This window comes from Pseudomonas sp. PME37.24/006 (assembly GCF_055556635.1).
Genome location: NZ_JBVHNL010000001.1, coordinates 294,495 through 310,061, shown reverse-complemented (window position 1 = coordinate 310,061; position 15,567 = coordinate 294,495). Strand labels below are relative to the sequence as shown.

The window sequence follows — 15,567 nt, the reverse complement described above, 5'->3', positions numbered from 1 at the left end:
CCGTCCTGATTAGGAGTTACCCACCCCCATGCTGAGTTTCATTGCGCGCCGCCTCGGCCTGCTGATTCCCACCTTTTTTGGCGTCACCCTGCTGACCTTCGCACTCATTCGCATGATTCCTGGTGACCCCGTGGAAGTGATGATGGGCGAACGCCGGGTCGATCCGCAGATGCACGCCGAAGCCATGGAGCGCCTGGGCCTGAACAAGCCGCTGTACGCTCAGTACATCGACTACATCAGCCAACTAGCGCGGGGTGACCTGGGCGAATCGCTGCGGACTCGCACGCCGGTCTGGGACGAATTCACCACCCTGTTTCCCGCCACCCTGGAACTGACCCTGGCCGCGCTCCTATTCGCCGGCACCCTGGGGCTGATCGCCGGGGTTATCGCTGCACTGAAGCGCGGCTCTCTGTTCGATCACGGCGTGATGGGCATCTCACTCACTGGCTATTCGATGCCGATTTTCTGGTGGGGCCTGCTGCTGATCATGTTCTTTTCGGTATGGCTGGGCTGGACACCGGTGTCCGGGCGCATTGACCTGCTCTACGACATACCGCCGGTAACCGGCTTCATGCTCATCGATACCCTGCTTTCTGATGAAGACGGCGCGTTCGTCGATGCCCTGCGCCACTTGATTTTGCCAGCCATCGCGTTGGGTACCATCCCACTGGCGGTGATTGCCCGCATGACCCGCTCGGCAATGCTCGAAGTGCTGCGCGAAGACTATGTGCGCACTGCACGCGCCAAGGGCCTCTCGCCCACCCGTGTGGTGTTCATCCACGGCCTGCGCAACGCGCTGATTCCGGTGCTGACGGTGTTTGGCCTTCAGGTCGGTACGTTGCTGGCAGGCGCCGTGCTGACCGAAACCATCTTCTCCTGGCCGGGGATTGGCAAATGGTTGATCGAATCGATCGGCGCACGCGACTACCCGGTGGTGCAGAACGGCATCCTGTTGATCGCCTGCCTGGTGATCCTGGTCAACTTCGTGGTGGACATCCTCTATGGATTGGCCAACCCACGCATCCGCCACCAGCGCTAATAAAGGAGCTTTCCATGTCCCTGCCTTTGGCTTGCTGGGAATTTCCTGCCAGCACCCCTGCCCTGTCCCGGGTGTCGCTTCGCTCGACCCGGGCTACGCCAAAATCAAATACCCATGAGGCGCGCCCATGACCTCGACCACCACCACGCCTCTCGACCAGAGCCTGCTCTACCCGTCACCGATGAAGGAATTCTGGAGCGCCTTCAGCCATAACAAGGGCGCCGTGGCCGGTCTCGGCTTCATGGTGTTGATTGTGTTCTGCGCCTTGTTTGCCCCATGGATCGCGCCCTATTCGCCCAGCGAACAATTTCGCGATGCCCTGCTGACCCCGCCAGTATGGCTCGAAGGCGGACAATGGCAGTTCCTGCTGGGTACCGATGAAGTGGGCCGCGACCTGCTTTCGCGGCTGATCCACGGTGCTCGCCTGTCGATGCTGATCGGCCTCGCCTCAGTGATCATCTCGCTGATTCCCGGGTTACTGCTGGGCTTGGTGGCGGGCTTCTTCCCGCGCCTGATGGGCCCGTCGATCATGCGCCTGATGGACATCATGCTGGCCCTGCCGTCGTTGCTGCTGGCCGTGGCCATCGTCGCCATCCTCGGCCCAGGGCTGATCAACACGGTGATCGCCATCGCCATCGTCTCGCTGCCGTCTTACGTCCGCTTGACCCGCGCTGCAGTGATGGGCGAATTGAACCGCGACTACGTCACCGCCGCACGCCTGGCCGGCGCCAGCCTGCCGCGCCTGATGTTCATCACCGTGCTGCCCAACTGCATGGCACCGTTGATCGTGCAGGCGACCCTGAGTTTTTCCTCGGCAATCCTAGACGCCGCTGCCCTGGGCTTCCTCGGCCTGGGCGTGCAACCGCCAACACCCGAGTGGGGCACCATGCTGGCGTCGGCCCGCGACTATATCGAGCGTGCCTGGTGGGTCGTCACGCTGCCAGGGCTGGCGATTCTGCTCAGCGTGCTGGCGATCAACCTGATGGGCGACGGCCTGCGCGATGCGCTGGATCCCAAGCTCAAGAACGCGATCTGAGGAGGTCACCATGAACAACCTCCAATCCGTGCCAATGCCCCGGTGGACGGGTGGCGTCAGCTGCGTGCCCCGGTTCACCCTACGTGAGACGGCCAATCCGGCGCCACGCTACTCGATGGAGGCCGCCCGATGAGCCTGCTGGAAATCAGCAACCTGAGCGTGCGCTTCGGCGACGCCAACGCCGTGCCGGTGGTCGATGGTCTCGACCTGAACGTCGACAAGGGAGAAGTGCTGGCCATCGTCGGCGAGTCCGGCTCTGGCAAATCGGTGACCATGATGGCGCTGATGGGCCTGATCGACGCACCTGGCATCGTCCGCGCAGATCGCCTGGTATTCGACGGCACCGACATGCTCACCCTCAAGGGTCGGCAGCGGCGTCATATCGTCGGCAAGGATCTGTCGATGATCTTCCAGGATCCGATGACCGCGCTGAACCCCAGCTTCACCGTCGGCTTCCAGATCGAAGAAGTGCTGCGCCAGCACCTCGGCCTCAAGGGCAAGGCAGCTCGTCAGCGTGCCCTGCAACTGCTCGAACGGGTAGAGATTCCGGGTGCGGCCAGCCGCCTCGAGGCTTATCCGCATCAGCTGTCCGGTGGCATGAGCCAGCGTGTGGCAATTGCCATGGCGATTGCCGCCGAGCCCAAACTACTGATTGCCGACGAACCCACCACCGCCCTCGACGTAACGATTCAAGCGCAGATCATGGAGCTGCTGCTCGATTTGCAGCGCGAGCAGAACATGGGCCTGGTACTGATCACCCACGACCTGGCCGTGGTTGCCGAAACCGCCAACCGGGTCTGCGTGATGTACGCAGGCCAGGCCGTGGAGCTGGGCCAGGTGCCGACGCTGTTCGATGCGCCGACCCATCCCTACACCGAAGCGCTGATCAAGGCGATTCCCGAACACAGCCTGGGCGCCACGCGCCTGTCGACTCTGCCCGGCATCGTGCCTGGGCGCTATGACCGGCCCAAAGGTTGCCTACTCTCGCCACGCTGCCCCTACGTACAGCCGAGCTGCCATGAACGCCGCCCGGCACTGGAACCCCACGAGCGTGGCGCCGTGCGCTGCCATTTCCCGCTCAATCTGAATGCCGAGGTGGCGTGATGACGACCGTCCTGACCGCACGCCAATTGACGCGTCACTACGCCGTGTCCCAAGGGCTGTTCAAACCCAACGCCACAGTACAGGCGCTCAACGGCGTGTCTTTCCAGCTGGAGGCAGGCAAGACCCTGGCCGTGGTCGGCGAATCCGGCTGCGGCAAATCCACCCTAGCGCGCGCTCTGACGCTGATCGAAGAGCCCTCCTCGGGCTCGCTGCAGATCGCCGGCAATGAGGTGAATGGCGCCAGTGCACAGACCCGCAAGCAATTGCGCCGCGATGTGCAGATGGTCTTCCAGAACCCCTACGCCTCGCTCAATCCGCGGCAGAAGATCGGTGATCAACTGGCCGAACCACTGGTGATCAACACCAGCCTGTCACGCACTGAACGACGTGAGAAAGTTCAGGCGATGATGAGCCAGGTGGGCCTGCGCCCCGAGCATTACCAGCGCTACCCGCACATGTTCTCCGGCGGCCAACGCCAGCGCATCGCCCTGGCCCGCGCCATGATGCTCACCCCCAAGGTGCTGGTGGCCGATGAGCCGACCTCGGCGCTGGACGTGTCGATCCAGGCCCAGGTGCTCAACCTGTTCATGGATCTGCAGGAAGAGTTCAAGACCGGTTACGTGTTCATCTCCCACAACCTCTCGGTGGTGCGCCACGTGGCGGACGATGTACTGGTCATGTACCTCGGCCGTCCGGCGGAAATCGGCCCCAGCGAGCGTATCTACGAACGCCCGCTGCATCCGTACACCAAGGCGCTGCTGTCGGCCACGCCGACCATCCATCCGGATCCGGCCAAGCCGAAGATCAAGATCGTCGGCGAGCTGCCCAACCCGCTGAACCCGCCATCGGGCTGCGCCTTCCACAAGCGCTGCCCTTATGCCACCGAGCGCTGCCAGGAAGAGCTACCGCTGCTGCGTCCGCTCGATGGCCGCGAAGTGGCGTGCCACCACGCGGAGCAGTTGGCTTAATAAACGTCCCGCCTGTAGCGCCCTTGCTCGACAAGGGCGTCGACAGGCTCATCGCCCAGTACCTCGCGCAACACCACATCCACGCCACCCGCCATCCCTTGCAAGCTTCCGCATACGTACACAGCAGCGCCGGCCTGCACCCAGCTACGCAGTTCGTTGGCAGCCTCGCGCAGGCGATCCTGCACGTAGATGCGCTGCGCCTGATCGCGGGAGAAAGCCAGATCCAGACGCTGCACTTGGCCGCCACTCACCCAGCCCTGCAGCTCGTCACGGCAGTAGAAATCGTGCTCGACACTGCGCTCGCCGAACAGCAGCCAGTTGCGCGTATGACCGGCCGCGATGCGTGTTTTGAGCAGGCTGCGCAGACCGGCCAAGCCCGTGCCGTTGCCGATCAGGATCACCGGCCGATCATCCGCGGGCGCATGAAAACCACTGTTGCGCCGCACCCGCGCCAGCAGCTGTGTGCCAACCGGCAGGTGCTCGGTCAACCAGCCGGAGCCCGCACCCAACTGCCCATTAGCCAGGTGTTGCTGGCGCACGATCAGCTCCAGCTTGCCGTCCTCGGGCAAGGACGCGATGGAGTACTCACGGCTCGGCAGCGGCACCAGCGCATCGAGCAGCGCCTGGGCATGCAGACCAACCAGATGGCTGGCGCTGTACGGTAACTGGCGGGCGCTCAGTGCCTCGCCGAGCGTGTGGCCCAACGGCTCGATGACCACGGACTCGAGTGCCTGCAAGCCATGCTCGTGCAGCCAACGACTGACCTGCGCTTCGCCATTGCGCGGCAGAATCTCCAGGATATCGCCAGCCTCCCACAAGGCGCCGGGCGGAGGCTGCAAGCCGATCAGCCAGGTGCTCTGGCCCTGGCCGAGGGGGTTAAGGCAGGTACGCTCGCGCAGCGTCCAGCCATCGAAGGGCACCTGTTGCACGGGCAGCGGCTGCACCCCGGTCAGGTCGGCCAGTTGCCGCTGCCAACCGAGCAGTGCCTGCTCATCATCGCCGTCAACCTCGACACGCTCGCCGAGACGCTGGGCGCCGCGGCTGCTCAACCAGTCGTCGAGGCGACGGGCGAAGCCGCAGAACTGGCTGTACTGCCGATCACCGAGGGCCAGTACCGCGTAGCGCAGGTGCGGTAAATCCAACGTCGCCGCCAGCCATTGTCTTTCGACGCCGCGCGCGCTGTCCGGCGCCTCACCATCACCAAAGGTGCTGACAACCAGCAGTGCACGGGGTGTGACGCTCAGCCTGGCGGTATCGATGCGCGCCAGCGGCTGCACCTCCACCGTCATGCCGGCGGCCTGCAATTGCCCGGCGGTCTGCCAGGCCAGTTGCTCGGCGAAGCCACTCTGGCTGGCGAACCCCACCAGCCAGGATTCCCCCCCTTCGCCGCCAACCAGCGCCTGGCGCGCCGCCAGCGCCGCACGCTTCTTGCGCCGCCTGTCCAGATACAGCAACCAGCCGGTAATGAAGAACAAGGGCATCAGCAGACTGGCGACCATCATCAACACCCGCCCGATCATGCCGAAGTACTCACCAGTGTGCAGGGCGTAGACGCTGGCCAGCAGTTGCGCCTTGAACGACTTGTCGGCGTAGCGCTCGACCTGTTTGGCTTCGCCGGTCAGTGGGTCGAGCTGCATCTGATTGAAGGCGCGCGTGTGCTCGGCGTCGCGCAGCATGAAGAACACCCGCGCCGGCTGGCCGAGCGCATTGGGCAGTTGCAGGCTGTAAACGCCGAGCTTGTCGCCCGCCGTTCGCTGAATGCCTTGCCAGAGGTTCGCGTAGTTCACCTCAGGCATTGGCTGGCCATCGGGTGGCGGGCCGCGTCGTCCGCGCCCCTCACCTGCTTCACGCGGCGTATCGCTGAGCAGGGTTTCCAGGCCGCTGCGGTACCAGTCGTATGACCAATACAGGCCCGTCAGCGCCGCACACAGATAAAGCGGCAGGCACCAGGTGCCGACCACTGCATGCAGATCCCAATTGAAGGCACGGCCCTTCTTGGCCCAGTCGAACGTCAGCCAGGCGCGCCAGCTGAACACCCGTCGCGGCCAACGCAGATAAAGCCCGGACAGGCAAAAGAACACCAGAGCGATGGTACAGGCGCCGGTGATCTGCCGGCCCGTCTGGCCCATGGCGAGGAAGCGATGCAGCTGCAGCATCAGACCGAAGAACGCCATGCCCCGCGGCTCGCCTAGTGATTCGGCGGTGTAGGGGTCGACGAAACGCACACCGCCGCGTCGCTCGCCCGGCGGCGGTGTCAGGAAAACCCGCGCTGGCTGGCCGCCCTCGGTATCCACGTAAAGGCCGGACACGCTGATGCCCTGGGCCTGCAAACGCTCGATCATCTCGCCGGGTTCGAGTACCAATCCCGGCTGCGCCGTCACCGCCATCTGCGGGTTGATCGCCAGCAGGATCTCTTCCTGAAAGCTGTACAGCGCGCCGGTCACGCCCATCAGGGCCAGCACCAGGCCGGCAGTGATGCCAAAAAACCAGTGCAACTGGAAGAGGATTTTCTTGAACACCGGAATCGACTCTGAAAACACGCGCCGCAGTGGAGGAAGTCAGTGGGCTGCCGAGGACGCGGTCAGGGAGCGAACTCATTCCCAGAACACACAAAACCCCGCCAGCGCGAAGCATGGGCGGGGCTGGTCAGCCGACTGGTATGGCGCCGAATCAAGCGGGCCATTTGAGGCGGGAGTCTATTCGATAGTGATTATCATGCAACAGATATTCGCATCTTTACCTATGTAAAGACCCGAGGCGCTGCTTAGCGCAGCCGACGCGCTTCGAACGGTTTGGCGAGTATGAACAGATCCCGGGCGATGGTTTCCGGGTACTGATCCACCGGCGGTGCCTTGGGCAGATACAGCGCGGCAGCATCCAGCGTCGCCAGCTGAAACTCCGGCTCGATGGCGCAGGCTCGGAACAGATGGGTGATAGCCTCGACCTCGGCCGTACTGGTGCAATTGACCCGGTGCCCGCCGAGAAAAGCATTGAGCTGGTCACAGACCTTTTCTGGCAGCAACCCGGTGGCTTCGGCTTCCAGAAGCGACAGCCCAAGCTCCTCTTCACTCACGGGGTCGAGCATTGCCAGCTCGACAGTCGGTTTGACGATGGCGGACATGCTCGAGCCAGGCACGGCGGCGCCGACTTCGATGGGGAAAGGGCCATTCACACTTTGATAGAAGCGGACGGCCATTGCGCCTTCGAGCATTCCAGGGATCGATTTCATTACACGACTCTCGTTAATCCAGTGTTGTTCTGACCCGCGACGACATCCTGCTGCCGCAACGGGGAGGCATTTTCATCCTCTTGTGTGTAAGAGTCGTGACAGTGGAGATGGTTGAGTGTTTTTTGCGAGTCAGAACCCATAACGGAACGGCCGTTGTGCTGGATCCAACAGAAGATGTTTTGGCTGCCAGATCGATCAGGGCAATGGCCCTGCCTGACGAGGGGGTGGGATAGCGCAGCAGGATTGTCCTGCTGCGCGTGCTGCGTTTAAACCACGCCCTGGGCCAACATCGCATCCGCCACTTTGACGAAGCCGGCGATATTGGCGCCTTTCACATAGTTGATGGTGCCGTTTTCCTCGCCGTGGCGCACGCAGGCAGCGTGGATGGACTGCATGATGCCGTGCAGCTTCTCGTCCACCTCGCCTTCGCTCCAATGCAAGCGCATGGCGTTTTGCGACATCTCCAGACCACTGACAGCAACACCACCAGCATTGGATGCCTTGCCGGGCGCGAACAGGGTACCGTGCTCGATGAACAGATCCACGGCGTCCAGGGTGGTCGGCATGTTGGCGCCTTCGGCGACGCACACGCAGCCATTGCCCAGCAGCGTGCGGGCGTCGTCCAGATTCAGCTCGTTCTGGGTCGCGCATGGCAGGGCGATATCGCACGCCAGGCTCCACGGCCGCTGACCAGCCAGGAAGCGCAGATCGCTGCTTTGCAAGGCACTGAGGCGACCGCGCCTGCGGTTCTTCAGCTCCATCACGTCCAGCCACTGCTGCTCGCTGAAGCCGCCTTCGGCGTATAGCGTGCCTTCCGAGTCAGAGAAGGAGATGACCTGGCCACCCAGATCCATCACCTTGCGCGCCGCGTACTGCGCCACATTGCCGGAGCCGGAGATCGCCACGCGCTGGCCGTCGAAGCTGCGGCCACGGGTCTTGAGCATTTCCTCGGCGAAATACACGCAGCCATAGCCGGTCGCTTCGGGGCGGATCAGGCTGCCGCCGTAGCTCAGGCCCTTGCCGGTGAGTACCGAGGAGAACTCGTTGGCCAACCGCTTGTACTGCCCGAACATATAGCCGATCTCGCGGGCACCAACGCCGATATCACCGGCCGGCACGTCGAGATCCGCACCGATATGGCGGTACAGCTCGCTCATGAACGACTGGCAGAAGCGCATCACTTCGGCATCGCTCTTGCCCTTGGGATCGAAATCCGCGCCACCCTTGCCACCGCCCATGGGCAGCGAGGTCAGGGAATTCTTCAAGGTCTGCTCGAAGGCCAGGAACTTGAGCACGCTGAGGTTCACCGACGGATGGAAGCGCAGGCCACCTTTGTACGGGCCGATGGCGCTGTTCATCTGCACACGGAAACCGCGATTGACCTGCACCTTGCCCGCATCATCCACCCACGGCACCCGGAACAGCACTGCCCGCTCGGGCTCGACGATGCGCTCGACGATTCCCGCCTCCAGATAATGAGGATTGGCCTCGAGGAACGGCCACAGGCTGCGCAGCACCTCTTCCACCGCCTGGTGGAATTCAGGCTGATCGGGGTCGCGCTGCTTCAGGCGGTCGAGAAAACGGTCTACGGAAAGCGTCATGAAAAGCTCCTGGCGTCCCTGCGCCGCGAAATAAAGTGGCCGCGACTCTAGCAAGAACGACGCGCCCTAAAAAAGGGCAAAATGACGCTTTTATGAAAGTTTTTGGTGCCTATACATAAAGTAATGCGTGAAAACGGCTTATAGCCCCGAAAATTTCGCACCAAAATAAAACGCACTACGCACCAAAACACCCATCAAGAGAAAAGGCTGGCGCTGACGGCCATAATGAAAAACGGGGCCATTCGGCCCCGTTTTTCGTTTACAGCGCTTACTGCGCCAGCTTCTTGTGCCGTACCCGGTGCGGCTGGGCGGCGGCGTCGCCGAGGCGCTTCTTGCGGTCGGCTTCGTACTCGGTGTAGTTACCTTCGAAGAACAGCACGCCGTCGTCCTCGTAGGAGAGGATGTGGGTCGCCACGCGATCCAGGAACCAGCGATCGTGAGAGATCACAATGGCGGCGCCAGGGAAGTCCAGCAACGCATCTTCCAGCGAGCGCAGGGTTTCCACGTCGAGGTCGTTGGACGGTTCGTCGAGCAGCAGAACGTTAGCGCCCTCCTTCAGGGTCAGCGCCAGGTGCAAGCGGCCACGCTCACCACCGGAGAGATCCTTGACGAACTTCTGCTGGTCGGCGCCCTTGAAGTTGAAGCGGCCCACATAACCACGCGACTGCACTTCGTAGTTACCGATCTTGATCTGATCCATGCCATCGGAAACGGCTTCCCAGACGGTCTTGCTACCATCCAGGTCGTCACGGCTCTGATCCACACAGGCCATTTGCACGGTATCGCCAATCTCGATGCTGCCAGAGTCCGGCGTTTCCTTGCCCATCAGCATGCGGAACAGGGTCGACTTACCGGCACCGTTACCACCGATGACGCCGACGATGGCGCCTTTCGGCACACTGAACGACAGGTCTTCGACCAAAACACGGTCGCCGTAGCCCTTGGTGACGTTCTTGAAGTCGATGACCTTGTCACCCAGGCGCGGACCGGCCGGGATGTAGATCTCGTTGGTCTCGGCGCGCTTCTGGAATTCCTGGGACTGCATTTCCTCGAAACGCTGCAGACGAGCCTTGGACTTGGACTGGCGGGCCTTGGCGCCTTTGCGCACCCACTCCAGCTCTTCCTTCATGGCTTTTTCATGGGCCGACTGTTGCTTGGACTCCTGCGCCAGACGGGACGACTTCGCCTCCAGCCAGCCGGAGTAGTTGCCTTCGTACGGGATACCCGCGCCGCGGTCGAGCTCGAGAATCCAGCCGGCGACGTTGTCGAGGAAGTAACGGTCGTGGGTGATGGCCACCACGGTGCCGGGGAAATCATGGAGAAAGCGTTCCAGCCAGGCGACAGAGTCGGCGTCCAGGTGGTTGGTCGGTTCGTCCAGTAGCAGCATGTCAGGGGCCGACAGCAGCAGGCGGCACAGCGCTACACGGCGTTTCTCACCACCGGAGAGGTGCTCGACCTTGGCATCCCAGGCAGGCAGGCGCAGGGCGTCGGCGGCGACTTCCAGCTGGCGCTCCAGGTTATGGCCATCGCTGGCCTGCAGGATGGCTTCCAGCTTGGCCTGCTCGGCGGCCAGCTTGTCGAAGTCGGCATCCGGCTCGGCGTAGGCGGCGTACACCTCGTCCAGACGCGCCTGGGCATCCTTGATGCCGCTCACGGCTTCCTCGACCACTTCACGCACGGTCTTGCTCGGGTCGAGCTGCGGCTCCTGCGGCAGGTAGCCAACATTCAGCTCGGGCATCGGACGGGCTTCGCCGTCGAACTCGGTGTCGACGCCAGCCATGATCTTCAGCAGAGTGGATTTACCCGAACCGTTGAGGCCGAGCACGCCGATCTTGGCGCCCGGGAAGAACGACAGGGAAATGTTCTTGAGGATCTCGCGCTTCGGCGGCACAACCTTGCTTAGCCGATGCATGGTGTAGACGTATTGAGCCAAAATTCAGACCTCACTCATAAATGGCAACGATGGCGCGCACCCTATGCCAAGACGGTGCGTCACGCAAACGGAGAAATGTCGCGCCGGGCGAACCGATCAAGCTGATTTCGACAGCCCGCTCGCTGGAACGGCAAGACTAGCTCATGGCACTCGAGCACGGTTGCGCGTAGCCCGAAGAAAACCAGTTGGCACTAAATAGAGGGGTAAGCCTCGTATGACGGCAGCGAACCAACCCTGATGTATTTTCGGCGATCTCGCGGCGACTAGAAAGAGCCAGTAAACGCAGGACGCTCGTCGGTCAAGCTGGCACTTCGCCACAGTTGTGGCATGCTAGCCGCCCTTGGGAAGCGGACGTCCTGCTTAACTAGCCTTTGCAGTAGCATCACCGGTCTTCTTTATCTCGCTGTTGCAGGACTTCATCACGTGTCAGCGCCCAACACCAAGCCCCCCTACCGCGACCCACAGATTGTGCCCATGCGCCGCTCATTCAAGGGCGCTCTGGTGGTACTGGTGCTGGGAGTTCTGGTGTTGCTGTTGTGGCAGTTGCAGCTCGAATTCAAGCAGTTGAAGGATAACCAGCGCTCCCTCAACCTGGCGGTGAGCGAGCAGTTGGCCAAGCAATTGAGCCTGAACATGGGATCCATGGCCAACGCCGGACGGGCCGTGCTCAATGCGACGCACGAACCCGAAGATGCTGCAGGCCCGGCGCATGCTGCTTACCTGAACAACTTGCGCATCGTATTCCCGTCCCTGCACAGCATCGCCCGCCTGGATAACGCCGGGCGCCTGCTGCATGACACTGCGCCGCACAGCACCGACTATCAATTGCTTGCCGAACTGACCGGGCGCAGCGCCAGCCAGGGCTATCATTACGCATTCGACCCCCTGGGTGACGGACGCATCTATCTCCTGCTGCACGCCTCCAATGGCGATGGTTACTGGGCACTGCGTCTGAACGCCAGTGCCCTGACGAGCTGGCTACTGCATAGCCGCCAGAACGACTTCCCCTGGTTGCTGGAGGATGCCATCAGCGCACGGGTGATCACCGACTCGCGCGGCAAAAACCTGCAAGAACCCAGCTACCCGATGGTCACCGCAGCCAACCAGGCGCAAACCATTTTCCTGCAAGCCCTGCCCGGCTCCGACTGGCAGCTTCGCGCCATGCTCAACGAGCGCAAGCTGCAAGCCCAGGTGCTACCGGAAATAGCCGGAAAATTCCTGCTGTTCACCCTCTGCGCCCTGCTCACCCTGTTCGCCCTCTACCGCCTGGTACGTGAGCAAAGCCATCTGCACGCGCTCAACGCAGCGTCGCGGCGCTCTCTGCATCAAGCCGCCAGTGCTTTGAGCGTTATCGAAGAGCGGGTATTGGTGACCGACAGCAACGGCCGCCTGACCTACCTCAACCCACAGGCCGAAGCACTGTTCGGCCTGACCAACCGGCACGCCAGCGAATGGCACCTGCTGGAGCTACTGCCGCGCCTCGATCCGTTACTGCTACACGCCACGGCCTTCCATAGTGACCTGGGGCCGGATCTGGTGGAAATCCTTCAGGACGGTGATGTGCGGCTGTTTACCATCACCCGCAGCGACCTGGGTGACGAAGCTCGCCACCTGGGGTTTGTCTGGGTACTGCGTGACGTCACCGAAGAGCAACAAGCCACCCGCGTGCTGCAGGAAGCCCGGCGCCGTTATCAGGACATCTTCGACGGCACCGGCACCGCCCTCTGCGTGCTCGACCTCGCCGGGCTGTACCACTTTCTGCACGAAGAAGGGCTGAGCAGCGGTGCCCAACTGCAGCCATGGCTGCAACGTAATCCGCAGCGTCATGGCGAACTGCTCAGGCACATACGCATCACCGAAACCAATCAGGTCGCCCTACGCCTGCTCGGCGTGAACACGCCCGAGCAGGCCAGGGAACAACTGATCAATAGGGGTGACGTGAACCCGCACGGTTTCCGTGCCCAGCTCAGTGCCGCCCTACTCGACGGCGGCGGCCACCTCGAACTGGAAAGCCATATTGAAGGCCCGCACGGTAGCGTCCGCCACCTGTGGCTGGTGATGCGCCTGCCGGAAAGCGCACAAGATCTGCACGCCGTAGCCCTGAGTATCAGTGACATCACCAGCCGCAAGCGCATGGAGTTGTCGCTGGTCGAGCGCGAGCGCTTCTGGTCAGAAGTCGTCCGTGCGGTGCCGGATACCCTCTACGTCAACGACATTCCGTCGCGCACCCTGCTGTTCAGCAACCACGACATCGGCGTCAAACTGGGTTACGACGCCGCCTTCGTGAAGGCCCAGGGCGACGGTTTCTGGAAACGCATCGTGCATCCCGACGACAACGACTTGTACGGGCGCGTGCGTAACCTGCAAACCGTGCTGAGCGACGGCGTACTGCTCGAGTCGCAGTTCCGTGCACGACACCAGGATGGCTCCTGGCGCTGGCTCAGCATCACCGAACAGGCGCTCTCGCGGGACAGCAATGGCTGGGTCAGCCGCCTGATCGGCGTGGCCAAGGACATCACCGAGCAGATCGCCCGCAACGAATCGCTACGTGACAACGAACAGCGTTACCGCCTGCTGGCCGAGAGCATCAGCGACGTCATTTTCTCCACTGATAGTCAGCTCGACCTCAACTACATCAGCCCTTCGGTGCAAACGGTGCTCGGTTACTCGGTGCCGTGGGTGCAGAAGCATGGCTTCGAGGGCCTGGCCACCAACCCGCAGCAACTCAGTGGCGTCTTCGCTCTGCTCGCCCGCATCCGCGCTGCCATGGGTGTACCGCAGCAGATGCACGAACTGCGGCAGAACCTGACACCGCAACTGTGCGTCTTCGATTGCCTGCGCGCCGATGGTCGAAAAATTCCGGTGGAGCTGCGCCTGGTACCCATGTGGGACGACAGCGGGCGCTTCGAGGGCCTGCTCGGCGTGGGCCGCGACATTGGGCAGCAGCGCCGTGCCGAGAAAGACCTGCGCATGGCGGCGACGGTATTCGAGCACTCCACGGCAGCTATTCTGGTCACCGACCCGGCGGGCTACATCGTTCAGGTCAACAACGCCTTCAGCCTGGTCAGCGGTTACAGCTCCGAGCAAGTGCTCGACCAGTTGCCGGGCATGCTCACCGCCGACAGCCAGAAAAACAATCACCTGAACTACGTACTGTCCCAGCTTCACCTGCGCGGTTCCTGGGAAGGCGAGATCTGGCTGCGGCGCCGCAACGGCGAAAACTTCCCGGCCTGGGTCGGCATCACCGCGGTACATGACGAAGAAGGCGACCTGGTCAGCTACGTGTGTTTCTTCAGTGACATCAGCGAGCGCAAGGCCAGTGAGCAGCGCATCCACCGGCTGGCCTACTACGACGCCCTGACCCAACTGCCCAACCGCACCCTGTTTCAGGATCGCCTGCACACCGCCCTGCAGCATGCCGAGCGGCATCGCGAGTGGGTGGTGCTGATGTTCCTCGACCTCGACCGCTTCAAGCCGATCAACGACTCCCTCGGCCACGCGGCTGGCGACCGCATGCTCAAGGACGTCGCCATTCGTCTGGCCGCCTGCGTGGGCGAAGACGATACCGTGGCACGCATGGGCGGCGACGAATTCACCCTGCTGCTGCAATCCAATGGCAGCCGCGAAGGCGCTTTGCACCGTGCCATCCACGTCGCCGAACAGATTCTCGCCAGCCTGGCCCGCGCCTTTGTGCTGGAAGGCCGCGAATTCTTCGTCACCGCCAGTATCGGCATCGCCCTCAGCCCGCAGGACGGCCACGAACTGAGCCAGTTGATGAAGAACGCCGACACCGCGATGTACCACGCCAAAGAGCGCGGCAAGAACAACTTCCAGTTCTACCAGGCGGACATGAACGCCAGCGCTCTGGAGCGCCTGGAGCTGGAAGGCGACCTGCGCCACGCGCTGGAACAGGGCGAATTCCTGCTGCACTACCAACCGCAGTTCTCCGGCGACGGCAAACTGCTGACCGGCGTCGAAGCGTTGCTACGCTGGCAACACCCCACACGCGGCCTGGTCGCCCCTAACGCCTTCATCCCGGTGCTCGAAGAGCTCGGCCTGGTGGTGCAGGTCGGCGAATGGGTGCTCGCCGAAGCCTGTCGCCAGCTGGGCACCTGGCACAACAACAAAATCCACGTACCCCGGGTTTCGGTGAACCTGTCCGCCCGTCAGTTCAGCGACGGCGACCTGCACCAGCGTATCGAACGCATCCTCAGCCAGAGCGACATCCCCGCCGCCTGCCTGGAGCTGGAGCTGACCGAAAGCATCCTCATGCAGGACGTGGCAGCCGCCATGCAGACCCTGACCGTATTGAAGAACCTCGGCCTGTGCATCGCCATCGACGACTTCGGCACCGGCTATTCGTCGCTCAACTACCTCAAGCAATTCCCTATCGACGTGCTGAAGATCGACCGCAGCTTCGTCGACGGCCTGCCCCAGGGCGAGCAGGACGGGCAGATCGCCCGCGCCATCATCGCCATGGCCCACAGCCTGAACATGACGGTGATCGCCGAGGGCGTGGAAACCCAGGAGCAGCTCGACTTCCTGCGCAACCACGCGTGCGACGAGGTGCAGGGCTACCTGCTCGGCCGGCCGATAACCGCCCACCAATTCGAGGCGCAGTTCGGCAGCCAGCACCCGTTCACACTCGAATAACGTC

9 protein-coding genes are annotated in these 15,567 nt (G+C 62.7%); 5 read left to right on the top strand and 4 right to left on the bottom strand.

From position 1 onward, the window contains the following. Nucleotides 1–28 precede the first annotated feature (28 nt). From ACZ3GY_RS01405 to ACZ3GY_RS01390, 4 genes are all read left to right on the top strand, one after another. Entirely contained in the window at nucleotides 29–1,039 is a 1,011-nt protein-coding gene (locus ACZ3GY_RS01405; protein ID WP_465908685.1) for an ABC transporter permease subunit, read from the top strand. Nucleotides 1,040–1,166: 127 nt separating this feature from the next. Next, a complete protein-coding gene (locus ACZ3GY_RS01400; RefSeq protein ID WP_225835321.1) occupies nucleotides 1,167–2,075 on the top strand; it encodes an ABC transporter permease subunit in 909 nt (302 codons plus the stop codon). Nucleotides 2,076–2,204: 129 nt separating this feature from the next. Next, a complete protein-coding gene (locus ACZ3GY_RS01395; protein WP_465908684.1) occupies nucleotides 2,205–3,179 on the top strand; it encodes an ABC transporter ATP-binding protein in 975 nt (324 codons plus the stop codon). Continuing rightward, nucleotides 3,179–4,147, top strand: a complete 969-nt coding sequence (locus ACZ3GY_RS01390) for a peptide ABC transporter ATP-binding protein (RefSeq protein ID WP_465908683.1) — start codon at nucleotides 3,179–3,181, stop codon at nucleotides 4,145–4,147. The genes ACZ3GY_RS01395 and ACZ3GY_RS01390 overlap by 1 nt, the downstream gene beginning before the upstream one ends. Here ACZ3GY_RS01390 and ACZ3GY_RS01385 read toward each other — a convergent pair. From ACZ3GY_RS01385 to ettA, 4 genes are all read right to left on the bottom strand, one after another. Then, nucleotides 4,144–6,666, bottom strand: coding sequence for a PepSY domain-containing protein (locus ACZ3GY_RS01385; protein ID WP_465908681.1), 2,523 nt, complete (start codon nucleotides 6,664–6,666; stop codon nucleotides 4,144–4,146). The two genes, ACZ3GY_RS01390 and ACZ3GY_RS01385, sit on opposite strands and share 4 nt — an antisense overlap. Before the next feature lie 245 nt (nucleotides 6,667–6,911). After that, nucleotides 6,912–7,376: a hypothetical protein gene (locus tag ACZ3GY_RS01380; protein WP_463563610.1), complete on the bottom strand. Its 465-nt coding sequence runs from the start codon at nucleotides 7,374–7,376 to the stop codon at nucleotides 6,912–6,914. A gap of 266 nt (nucleotides 7,377–7,642) precedes the next feature. Continuing rightward, entirely contained in the window at nucleotides 7,643–8,977 is a 1,335-nt protein-coding gene (gdhA, locus tag ACZ3GY_RS01375; RefSeq protein ID WP_465908680.1) for an NADP-specific glutamate dehydrogenase, read from the bottom strand. A gap of 268 nt (nucleotides 8,978–9,245) precedes the next feature. Beyond that, nucleotides 9,246–10,910, bottom strand: a complete 1,665-nt coding sequence (gene ettA, locus ACZ3GY_RS01370; RefSeq protein WP_465908679.1) for an energy-dependent translational throttle protein EttA — start codon at nucleotides 10,908–10,910, stop codon at nucleotides 9,246–9,248. Between the two features lie 474 nt (nucleotides 10,911–11,384). Here ettA and ACZ3GY_RS01365 point away from each other — a divergent pair, with 474 nt between their 5' ends. Beyond that, on the top strand, nucleotides 11,385–15,563 hold the full coding sequence (locus ACZ3GY_RS01365; RefSeq protein ID WP_465909207.1) for a sensor domain-containing protein: 4,179 nt from the start codon (nucleotides 11,385–11,387) through the stop codon (nucleotides 15,561–15,563). Nucleotides 15,564–15,567: the final 4 nt, after the last annotated feature.